The organism is Nocardia sp. NPDC004722 (genome assembly GCF_053601505.1).
Genome location: NZ_JBSGBY010000312.1, coordinates 1 through 10,012 on the forward strand (window position 1 = coordinate 1; position 10,012 = coordinate 10,012).

Consider the following 10,012-nt stretch of genomic DNA (forward strand, 5'->3'; position numbering starts at 1 on the left):
GGCGGCCGCGGGCTGGCGGCGGCGGGCCGACGCGGCGGTGGTGGGCCGCCGCTATGCCGCCAACATCATCGATCTCGGTCGGCCCCCATTGTCGGGCCTGGTGGAGCCGGAGCGCGAATATCGGCTCGTGGCTGAGGAATTGGCCGCGCTCACCGCGCACACCCCTGCGGGGCGGCGAGGAGCGCTCGAGAGGAGTCCCGATGCCGACCTTCGATGACCGAGTGCATACCGCCGCGTCCCCGGCGGCGGTGTGGAAACTGCTCTACGATCCAGCGCGGTTCACCGAATGGTGGGTCGGGGTCGGCAGTGTCGAACCTGATATCGGCGACGCGGTACCTGGGGTGGACGCGTCGGGATACACGATGTACCCGGACGGCTATCCCGACTTCCCCATGCCGCAGACACTGCGCACCGATCACCACAATCAGCAGGTCACCATCTCCTGCCTGGTCTCGGATCTGCAGTTCGTCTGGCGGCTGTCCCCGGCGGCGGACGGGCGAGGCACCGATATCGCTGTGCACGTGGATATTCCGGAGTCCGAGGCGGCCCGGCTCGCAGCCCAGCGCGAGATCATCCACGGTTCGCTGCTGCGCCTGGCCGAACTCGCCCGCATCACACATTGATCGCCTATCGAACGAATTCCGTTATAGGTAAGTTATTTTCATGTGATATGATGTAAGCGAATTCTAATTTCCGCGTCTAACATCGGTTCTCCCAGCATGCTTTCGAAGGGAGAATTCGATGGAGAACGGACCGAGCCGGACCGCGATGATGGCGGCGGCCGGGCGTGCGGCACATCTGATCGTGGATCGCGAGCCGCATCTTTTCCAGGACACCGTGGCCGAGGCGCTGCTGGGCGAGCGGGCCGCCGAACTCATTGCCTACCACCGTGAGTTCGGGGATCATCCGGTGCTCATGGGGGCGCGCGCCCAGGTCAGCGTCCGCAGCCACTACACCGAGTCACGGCTCGAAGCGGGTTTCGACCAGTATGTGATTCTCGGGGCGGGCCTGGACACCTTCGCCTACCGTTCACCGCTCGCCGAGCGGGTCGCGGTATACGAGGTCGACCATCCCGCGACCCAGGAGTGGAAGCGTGAATTACTGAAGACCGCCGGAATGGACACCGCTGCTGTCGAATTCGTCGGAGTCGATTTCGAGCGGGATGATCTGGCGGCCGCATTGGCGGCCCACGGTTTCGATCCGGCCCGACCCGCCCTGGTGAGCTGGCTGGGCGTCACCATGTATCTGACGGAATCCGCGATCGGCGCGACCCTCGATACCTTGGGACGGCTCGCACCGGGCACCGAGTTGGTGATGGAGTACGCGCTGCTGCCGGAACTGCGCGACGAATCCGGCCGCGTCTACGCCGAATTCGCCCTCGCGGCCACGGCCGAGCAGGGCGAACCGTTTCTGAGCTTCTTCTCACCGCACACCGTGGCCGCTCTGCTGGACGCCCACGGTTTCACTGTGGCGGAACATGTTTCGCAGCGCGATGCCGTCGACGCCGCCCTGTGGCAGCGTGACGACGCCCTGCACCCCGCCGACTTCTGTCGCCTGGTGCGCGCTCACAACCGGAACTGATTCAGCCCCGGGCCCATTCGTGGCCCCAGTAGCTGTCGGCGGTCATCTCCTCGGCCACGTAGTCGTCGCCGACCAGCATGCCCTCGCAACCGAATTCGAGATCCCAGTTGCCCGGCGTGCGGACGTAGAAGGAGATCATCTTGTCGTTGGTGTGGCGGCCCAGTGTGGAGGACAGGTGGTAGCCCGCCTTGTTCACGCGGTCCAGGGCGCGGCCGACATCGTCGAGCGAGTCGACCTCGACCATGACGTGCACGATGCCGGGGCCGTCGGGGCGCGAGCCCGGGATGAGCGCCAGGCTGTGGTGGCGCGGGTTGACGCCCATGAAGCGGATCCAGATGGGGTGCTCCGGCGGGCCGACGCGGAAGGAGCCGCGTGAGGCGAATCCCAGTACCTCGGTGTAGAACTGGCGGGCTTCCTCGATATCGCGGACCGGCAGCACCACATGCCCGAGCCCGAGGTCACCGGTGACGAAGCGGTTGCCGAACTTGCCGACGACGGGGCTGTGGTCCAGCAGCGGGCCGTGGAAGACCTCGATGGTGAACCCGGACGGGTCGACGAAGGCGATGGCCTCCTCGACGTGCCGGTTGACAGCCTCGGCCACCGACAGCGTGGTGACCGCGATCCCGGCCTTCTCCAGGGTCTCGCGCACCAGTTGCAGCGAGCGGCGGTCGGCGACCTGCCAGCCGACGGCGATGACGGCGTCGCGCTCACCGGGCACCAGTTCGAACCGGTAGGTGTGCTCGTCGACGCGCAGGTAGATGGATTCGGCATTGGGGCCCGACCCCTCAGCGAAACCGATGGTGTCGAAAGCGAACTTGCGCCAGGCGTCCACATCGGCGATGTGGGCGCGGACGTAGCCGAGGGAGGCGAACGCGGCCATGGGGTGTACTCCTCGCGATATCAGTCGTAGGTGACGGTGACGTCGTCGGTGACCGGAACTGCCTGGCAGGCAAGCACATAGCCGTCGGCGATGTCGGCTTCTTCGAGAATCTCATTGCGGCGCATGCTCACCTCACCGGTGACGACCCGGCACACGCAGGCGCTGCACGCGCCTTCCTTGCACGAGTAGGGGGCGTCGAGACCCTTGGCGAGCATGGTGTCGAGCAGGGTCTGCTGGCGCGGCCAGCGCAGTTCGTGGTTCTCGCCGTCGAGTTCGACGCGCGCAGTGGCGACGTCACCGTCGTCGGCGACATCGATTGCGGCGGTGTCGGTCTCGAACGGATTGCCCGACAGCGACACGAACTTCTCGATGTGCACGCGCTTGCGGTCCGCGCCGAGTTCGGTCATGGCCGCCGCGACCGCGTCCATGAACGGGCCGGGACCACAGACGAAGACCTCCCGGCCCGCCCACGGTCGCGCCAACGCGGCCAGGGCGGCCACGCTCGGCAAACCCTGGACGGATTGCAGCCAGTGCAGCACCAGCAGCCGATCCGGATGCGCGGCCGCCAGTTCGGCGAGCTCCGCGGCGAAGATGACCGAATTCTCGTGCTGGTTGGCGTAGATGAGGGTGCAGTGGCCGGTGCCCTGCGCCAGCACGGATTTCAGGATGGACAGCACCGGGGTGATGCCGCTGCCGCCGGCGAACAGCAGCAGATCGGTGTCCAGGGATTCCGGCGTGAAGATCCCGGCCGGGGGCAGCACCTGGAGCTCCAGACCGTCGGCGGCGTTGTCGCACAGCCAGTTCGAGCCGTACCCGTCGACGGTCCGCTTGACGGTGACCTTGAGGGGGCCGCCCTCGTGCGGCGCGCTCGACAGCGAATAGCAGCGGCTCACCGATCCGGTCAGGTCGCTGGGGATGCGCAGGGTCAGGAATTGGCCGGGACGGTAGGCGAACCGGTCGGCATGCGCGGCCTCGGGGGCGAGCTCGAGCGACACCGCGTCGGCGGTTTCGCGGACCACGCGCACGATCCGCGCGGTCGCGATGCCACCGGCCTGAGCCGTCGCGGTGGCCTCCGCCTCCAGGGCGGATGCGCCCGGCTCGAGGGCGGCCGTGTCGGGCTCGATGTCCGTCACCGTCATTGCTCCACCAGTTCCATTCCTGTGCTTCATGTTTGCCCGGACCCCCGCCGCCGACTGTGACGTGTGACACAGTCGTTTCGGCGGGGTTTCCGTTTCGTTCACGAGCGGGCCGGGTAATCCATCCTCAGGGCCGACCGCCGACGACGCCGGGAGGCCTCCCCTCGGGGGCAGTGACTCCTGTCTGGATCACAGGCCCCCACGCCTAGGTCAAGGTTCGACCGCGGGTGCGCACGTCCACATCTCGGGTGCTGACGTGCACCGCGCCCTTGGCCACGGCCTCGTCGATGCTGGCGCGCAGCGCCCCGCAGGTGTGCGAGCGCGGGCCGTTCCCGGCGAGTTCGACGCAATCCGCCTGCGCGGTCTTGTTCCACTGCACGCTGGTGTGCTGGTCGCTGTACTTCTCCACCAGCACGCACGTCCCGCAGGATCGGCACGAAACCTTGTCCATGGCAGTGCCTCTCAGCCCTGAACCGCGGCGGCTTCGCGCTTGGCGATATTGTCGGCGACCTCCGCCTCCCAGGCGGTGACCGCGCGGGTGGTGTCCACCTCGTATTCGAACCGGTCGGTCATCTCATCCTTGACCTCGGCCACGTCCACATAGAACTGCTCGTACCAGCGACGCAGCTGGTAGACCGGCCCGTCCTCCTCGCACAGCAGCGGATTGTTGATGCGCGACTTGCGCTTCCAGATGGCCGCGTCCTGCTCGAAGCCCTTGCCCAGGCCGCCGACGAACTTCTCGGCGATCTCCTGCGCCTGCTCGGCCGGGACGCCCGCGGGCTTCTTGGCGATCGCGCCGTACATCAGCACGAACTGGTCTTCGTTGATCGGGTAGTGGCAGTTGATCAGGTAGCCCTCGACGACGAGACCGTTCGGGCTCTCGCTCTTGAGGTAATCGATCATGTAGGACGGGCCGTAGTACGCGGCCTCCGACTGAAGCACGTTCTTGCCGCCCAGCGCCTTGGCGGTCTCGCCCATCATGTCCTCGCGCGAGACGGAGGTCATGTACTGCGCGGCGGTATGCCCCTCGAAGACGTTCTTGAAGAAGGTCGGGAAGCCGTAGTGCACGTAGAAGAAGTGCGCCATGTCCACCACATTGTCGACGACCTCGCGGCAGTTGGCGTCGACGATCATGGAGTTCCAGGTCCAGTCGGTCCACTCGTCGTCGAAGGCGGCGTCGACGCGCGGGATCGCCAGCTCGGCCGGGGGCTGCTTGCCCTCCGGGTCGTTCCACACGAAGAGCTGCTTGTTCTCCTCCATGGTCGGCCACGCCTTGGTGCGGGCCAGCGGGGGCACGCGGCGCGCGTACGGGATGCCGGTGCACTTGCCCTTGCCGTTCCAGCGCCAGTCGTGGAACGGGCACGCGATGGAGTCGCCCTTGACGGTGCCGTCGGCAAGGTTGCCACCCATGTGCGGGCAGTAGGCATTGAGCACGTTCAGCGTGCCGTCCTCGGCCGCGAACACCACGATCTCGGTGCCGAAAGCCTTGACGGTGTGCGGCTTTCCGTCACGGAAGGAGTCGGCCAGTCCCAGGCAGTGCCAGCCGCGCGCGAACCGGGTCGGGGGCTTCCCCGAGTCGATGACGCGAACTTCACTCTCTGCGGTGGTCATGTGAATTCCTCTCCCTTGCCTTGCTTCAAATGGTCGCGGCCCTGTGACGGCGATGACAGCGCAGTCTCACTGGCCGGGAGGTAGCTACTGGTGTGCGAGACGTTGGAAGCCCGCGCGATAGAACAGCAGCGGGTTCGCCTCGGAATGCTCGTTCAGGCTGGTCACGCGGGCGATGACGATGGTGTGATCGCCGCCGTCGACCTCGTCGTGCAGTTCGCAGTCGATGCTTGCCATGGCTCCGGTGAGCAATGGCGAGCCGTTGGCGGACGCGGTCCACTCGACGCCGGCGAACTTGTCCGCGCCGGGCCGCCCGAGCTGACGGCAGATCTCGGTCTGGTGGTCGGCCAGGATGTTCACGCAGAACCGGCCCGCCGCACGGATTTTCGGCCAGGTGCTCGAGGTCCGCGCCGGGAAGAAACTCACCAGCGGCGGGTCGATGGACAACGATGCGAACGACTGGCATGCGAAGCCGATGGGCCCGCCCTCGTCAAGGGCGGTGATCACGGTGACGCCCGAGGCGAAGCGCCCCAGAACGGTCTTGAAAGCTGTCGCGTCGATGGCCGGGGTCTGGTCGAGGACCGGATCCACAGCGCCTCCTTATTTCGATCCGAAATATAGCTAGAAGTCATGACAGCAGCTCGGGGACCGGAGGCGTCAACTACGGGGTTCGGTGATCGGGACACGTATGCGTAGGTTTTACGTAGTTCTCCCGATTCCGCAGGTTGTGGCGCAGGGCACTGTGATGGGTAGCACAAGCTCCGATCCAGGTACATGCCTAATCGGAATAGTCCTAGACTGGATATGAACCAACGGAGGTACATATGTCCGTCACCATGCTGCCCCCGGCGGAGACTCGACACACCCACAAGCCCATGCGTGCCAAGGAAACTCACTCCAGCGCCGAGGTCCCCGTCTCGATGATCGAGCGGATGACCTTGATCCTGGACGCTTTCGACGCTTCCACCCCCACCCTGACGCTGCTCGGACTGGTCGAGCGCACCGGGCTGCCGCGGTCCACCGTGCACCGGATCCTCGACCAGATGATCAAGCTGCGCTGGCTGGCCCACACCTCGGGCGGCTACCGCCTGGGCATGCGCGCCCTCGAGCTCGGCGGACTCACCGCCGACCACAACGAGATTCGTGATGCCGTGTCCCCGCTGCTGCACGAGCTGAGCCAGCGCACCGGCATGGTCGGCCATTTGGCCGTGCTCGACGGCCGCGATGTGGTCTACCTGGACAAGGCCGGTGGTCGTTTCGCCGCCAGCCTGCCCACCCGCCTGGGTGGCCGGATGCCCGCGCACGCAACGGCTCTCGGCAAGGCCATGCTCGCCTGCCTGGAGCCCAATATCGCCGAGGCCGCGCTGCGCACCCGGCTGCCCAAGCTGACCCCGCGCACCATCAGCGAGCCGGAGGCCCTGGGCCGCGAGCTGCAGCAGATCCGCCTGCGTCAGGGCGTCGCCATCGACCGCGAGGAGGCGGTGGCCGGAATCGCCTGTGTCGCAGCGCCGTTGCGGGGTCGGGGCACCGCGCCCGCCGCGCTGTCACTGTCGGGTCGCGCCGACGGCATGAGCTACGACCGGCTGGCCCGCGTCGTGCTCGAGGTCGCGCACGAGGCCGGCCGCACCCTGTTCCCGCGTCGCGCGCACTGGCGTTGAGCGGAGAAGGCGGATGCGGGGGCGATACAGTTCGATGATGGCCGAAGGCGTGCACGAAGAGCCGCAGTCGATTCCGGAGCTGCCCACGACGGCGTGGGCGGTCCTCGGAATGCTCTCGCACGCAGAGGAACTCTCCGGATACGACCTGAAGAAATGGGCGGACTGGAGTCTGCAGTTCTTCTATTGGAGTCCGTCGTTCAGTCAGATCTACGCCGAACTCAAACGGCTGGAGAAACACGGCTACGCGACTTCTCGCACGGTCACCTCCGAGGACGGCATGCGCGGTAAACGCATGTACGCCATCACCGACAGCGGGCGGGAAGCCGCCTCGCACTGGGTCAATCACTCCCCCGTCGAGGCCCCGGTGCTCAAACACAGTGTGATGCTGCGGGCCTGGCTGGGACATCTGGCCGAACCCGAGCGCATGCGCGAAATCCTCACCCAGCACATCGAATACACCGAGACCATGCGTCGTCGCGCCGAGGCCGATGCCGAGGGCGCGGACGTGAATCCGGATTGGGCCTATCCGAGCGCGGTATTGCGCTGGTGCGTCAAGCATTACGAGGCCGAGAAGGAATTCGCCGAGGACCTGCTCGCGGATATGGACAAATTGGCGAGACAGCGTAGCCGCCGCAGACCTGCGAAGAAGCAGAATTCCAGCGATTCCCACTGAACGGACTTGCTCATAGTCGGCGGTCAGCGGTCGTGACACGGTTCACACCATCGTGTTACTACCCACCCTGGAGGACGCAGTATGTCCACCTCCGTCGACACCGCGGTGCCACCCAGCCCCGCGCCTGACGAATCCGGCCGCCTCGACGGCGCGTCGAATCTGAGGATCTGGTCGGTCCTCGCGGTCATCGTGCTGTTCACCGAGGTCTCCCCGATGCAGTACGTGATGGTCGCGTCGGCCATCCGGCAAATCGCGCCCACCTTCCCCTCACAGGGCGCGAACATCAACTGGGCCATCATCGTTTTCGGCATCTTCGGCGCCGCCGTGTCCCCGCTGATCGGCAAGCTCAGCGACATCTACGGCAAGAAGCGGATGTTCCTGGTCTGCGGTGTGCTGTTCCTGATCGGCACCATCATCTGTGCCATCACCAGCAACTGGGCGCTGTTCCTGGTCGGCCGCGCGCTGGAGGCGACCGCGATCGCCACCACCGTCGTGTCCTACGGCCTGATCCGGGACCTGATGCCGCGCCGGATGGTTCCGATCGGCCTGGGCATCGCCTCCACGGGTCTGGGTGTCTCCGCCCTCGCCGGTCCGCTGATCGGCGGCTACATCACCGATCACTACAGCTGGCGCGGACTGTTCTGGTTCCTGTTCGTCTTCACGCTGATCATGATTCCGCTGCTGATCATCGTGGTGCCGGAGTCGAAGCTGCGCACCCCGCAGCGCCTGGACCTGATCGGCGCGATCCTGCTCGGCGCGGGCGCCACGCTCACCCTGCTGTACCTGGACAAGGGGCAGGACTGGGGCTGGACCAGGCCGTCCACGCTGGCCTGGCTGATCGGCGGGCTCGTGCTGCTGGCGCTGTTCCCGATCGTGGAGATGCGGGCGAAGCAGCCGATCATGGATATGAAGCTGCTGTTCAATCCGCGCGTCAGCATCGTGTTGTTCATCGGCCTGCTGGCCTCGTTCATGATCGGCTACCAGTCGTACGCGACCGGCTACATGACGCAGTCGCCGCCGTCGGATCAGGTGGTCTCGCAGGTCAAGGACGCCACCTGGGAGCAGGTGAAAGCCGGTGCGCTGCAACAGGCACAGGCCATGGCGCTGACGCAGGCTCGTGCGCAGGGACTCGCGCAGGCCGAGGCGCAGGCCAAGGCCGCGATGCCGCCGGGTGTCGAGCTGCCGCCCGCGCTGGTGCAGCAGTTGACCGATCAGGTCAACGCGCAGGTGACACCGGAGGTCGTGAACGCACAGGTGCCGCCGGAGATGGTGTATTCGAAGCTGCCGCCGGACATGGTGAAGGTGGATCTGAGCCCCGGCTACACCTACGGTGAAAACTTCTCGCTGCTGAAGTTCGCCACGCACGTCACGCTCGCACAGTCGTTGATCGCCATGCTGTTCGGCTTCCTCGGCGGTCTGTGGATCCGGCGCTCCGGTGCGCGGTGGCCGCTGATCACGGCGCTGGTCATCTTCGTCGGCAGCAGCCTCGCCTATGCCGCGCTCTCGCACGGCTGGCAGACGCAGGCGCTGATCAGCGCGGTGTACGGCATCGCGTTCGCGCTGTACTACGCCTCGACACCGAACCTGATCGTGGAAGGTGTTCCGGCACAACAGCAGGGCATCAGCGCGGGCATGCTGGGCGTCATGCAGGCCATGGGCGCGGGCATCGGGCTCGCGGTGGCGACGGCGTTCCTGACCGCCAACCCGGTCAAGGCCGTGGTGTCGGTGGCGGGCGCGCCGCCGGTCACCAAGGACATTCCGCTGCTGTACGCCGACAAGGGGTACGAGATCAGCTTCTACTTCGTGGCGATCTCCGCGGCGGTGGCGCTGGTCGGGGCGCTCGTGATGAAGCACGGGCGCACCGCGGCCACCGGTGGTGCGGCGCACTGACAGTGCTCTGAACGACGGCCCGGAAGCGAATCGCTTCCGGGCCGTCGTCTTTTGGGGGCCGTTGTGCGCTCACTGTTGACCAGTGAGCGGGACCTGACCTCGCTGTTCTCCGCCCGGCATATTTCGATTGGAAATAGGCCGACAGCCCGTGCGGCCCGGAGGAGGTGGTCGACGATGACCGAGGCACTCGACACCATCGCGGCGGCGGTGGCCGCCCTCGCCCGCGGCGGCATGGTGCTCGTCGTGGACGACGAGAACCGCGAGAACGAAGGCGACCTGATCCTGGCCGCCGAGCACGCCACGGCCGCGAATATCGCGTTCCTGGTGCGGCACACCAGCGGCGTCCTCTGCGTGCCGATGACCGGTGAGGACTGCGACCGGCTGCAGCTGCCGCCGATGACCGCGGTCAATCAGGATCCCAAGGGCACCGCCTACACCGTCTCCGTGGACGCGATCTCCGGTGTCAGCACCGGGATCTCGGCGGCCGACCGGGCGCAGACCATGCGGCTGCTCGCCGATCCACGCACCACGCCCGGCGAGCTCTCGCGGCCCGGGCATGTGTTCCCACTGCGCGCGAATGCCCGTG

The 10,012-nt window shown here is 66.6% G+C and carries 12 protein-coding genes; 7 read left to right on the top strand and 5 right to left on the bottom strand.

Annotation, left to right across the window (positions count from 1 at the left end; genetic code table 11):
• The 3 genes from ACWELQ_RS26865 to ACWELQ_RS26875 form a co-directional block, all read left to right on the top strand.
• Nucleotides 1-217: hypothetical protein (locus ACWELQ_RS26865; protein ID WP_452399823.1), on the top strand; the 217-nt coding region annotated here is incomplete at its 5' end.
• Nucleotides 201-623, top strand: coding sequence for an SRPBCC family protein (locus ACWELQ_RS26870; protein WP_452399824.1), 423 nt, complete (start codon nucleotides 201-203; stop codon nucleotides 621-623). The genes ACWELQ_RS26865 and ACWELQ_RS26870, both read left to right, overlap by 17 nt.
• Nucleotides 624-741: 118 nt before the next feature.
• Nucleotides 742-1,581 carry a class I SAM-dependent methyltransferase gene (locus ACWELQ_RS26875; RefSeq protein WP_452399825.1) on the top strand — a complete coding sequence of 280 codons (840 nt, stop codon included), beginning with the start codon at nucleotides 742-744 and terminating at the stop codon, nucleotides 1,579-1,581.
• Between the two features lies 1 nt (nucleotide 1,582).
• Here ACWELQ_RS26875 and ACWELQ_RS26880 read toward each other — a convergent pair whose 3' ends face one another.
• The 5 genes from ACWELQ_RS26880 to ACWELQ_RS26900 form a co-directional block, all read right to left on the bottom strand.
• Nucleotides 1,583-2,461 (bottom strand): VOC family protein, encoded by an 879-nt coding sequence (locus tag ACWELQ_RS26880; protein ID WP_452399826.1) that lies wholly within the window; start codon nucleotides 2,459-2,461, stop codon nucleotides 1,583-1,585.
• A 20-nt stretch (nucleotides 2,462-2,481) separates the two neighbouring features.
• The gene (locus ACWELQ_RS26885) at nucleotides 2,482-3,543 is read right to left on the bottom strand and encodes a 2Fe-2S iron-sulfur cluster-binding protein (protein WP_452399834.1); all 1,062 of its coding nucleotides are present in this window, start codon (nucleotides 3,541-3,543) and stop codon (nucleotides 2,482-2,484) included.
• A gap of 259 nt (nucleotides 3,544-3,802) precedes the next feature.
• Nucleotides 3,803-4,048, bottom strand: coding sequence for a hypothetical protein (locus ACWELQ_RS26890; RefSeq protein ID WP_452399827.1), 246 nt, complete (start codon nucleotides 4,046-4,048; stop codon nucleotides 3,803-3,805).
• Nucleotides 4,049-4,059: 11 nt separating this feature from the next.
• Entirely contained in the window at nucleotides 4,060-5,208 is a 1,149-nt protein-coding gene (locus ACWELQ_RS26895; RefSeq protein WP_452399828.1) for a Rieske 2Fe-2S domain-containing protein, read from the bottom strand.
• Nucleotides 5,209-5,292: 84 nt separating this feature from the next.
• Nucleotides 5,293-5,796 (bottom strand): flavin reductase family protein, encoded by a 504-nt coding sequence (locus tag ACWELQ_RS26900; protein ID WP_452399829.1) that lies wholly within the window; start codon nucleotides 5,794-5,796, stop codon nucleotides 5,293-5,295.
• 233 nt (nucleotides 5,797-6,029) lie between these two features.
• Here ACWELQ_RS26900 and ACWELQ_RS26905 point away from each other — a divergent pair, with 233 nt between their 5' ends.
• The 4 genes from ACWELQ_RS26905 to ACWELQ_RS26920 form a co-directional block, all read left to right on the top strand.
• Nucleotides 6,030-6,863 (top strand): IclR family transcriptional regulator, encoded by an 834-nt coding sequence (locus tag ACWELQ_RS26905; RefSeq protein WP_452399830.1) that lies wholly within the window; start codon nucleotides 6,030-6,032, stop codon nucleotides 6,861-6,863.
• Between the two features lie 37 nt (nucleotides 6,864-6,900).
• A complete protein-coding gene (locus ACWELQ_RS26910; protein ID WP_452399831.1) occupies nucleotides 6,901-7,536 on the top strand; it encodes a PadR family transcriptional regulator in 636 nt (211 codons plus the stop codon).
• An 81-nt stretch (nucleotides 7,537-7,617) separates the two neighbouring features.
• The gene (locus ACWELQ_RS26915) at nucleotides 7,618-9,426 is read left to right on the top strand and encodes an MFS transporter (RefSeq protein WP_452399832.1); all 1,809 of its coding nucleotides are present in this window, start codon (nucleotides 7,618-7,620) and stop codon (nucleotides 9,424-9,426) included.
• Between the two features lie 174 nt (nucleotides 9,427-9,600).
• The coding region (locus ACWELQ_RS26920) for a 3,4-dihydroxy-2-butanone-4-phosphate synthase (protein ID WP_452399833.1) at nucleotides 9,601-10,012 on the top strand (412 nt) is incomplete at its 3' end.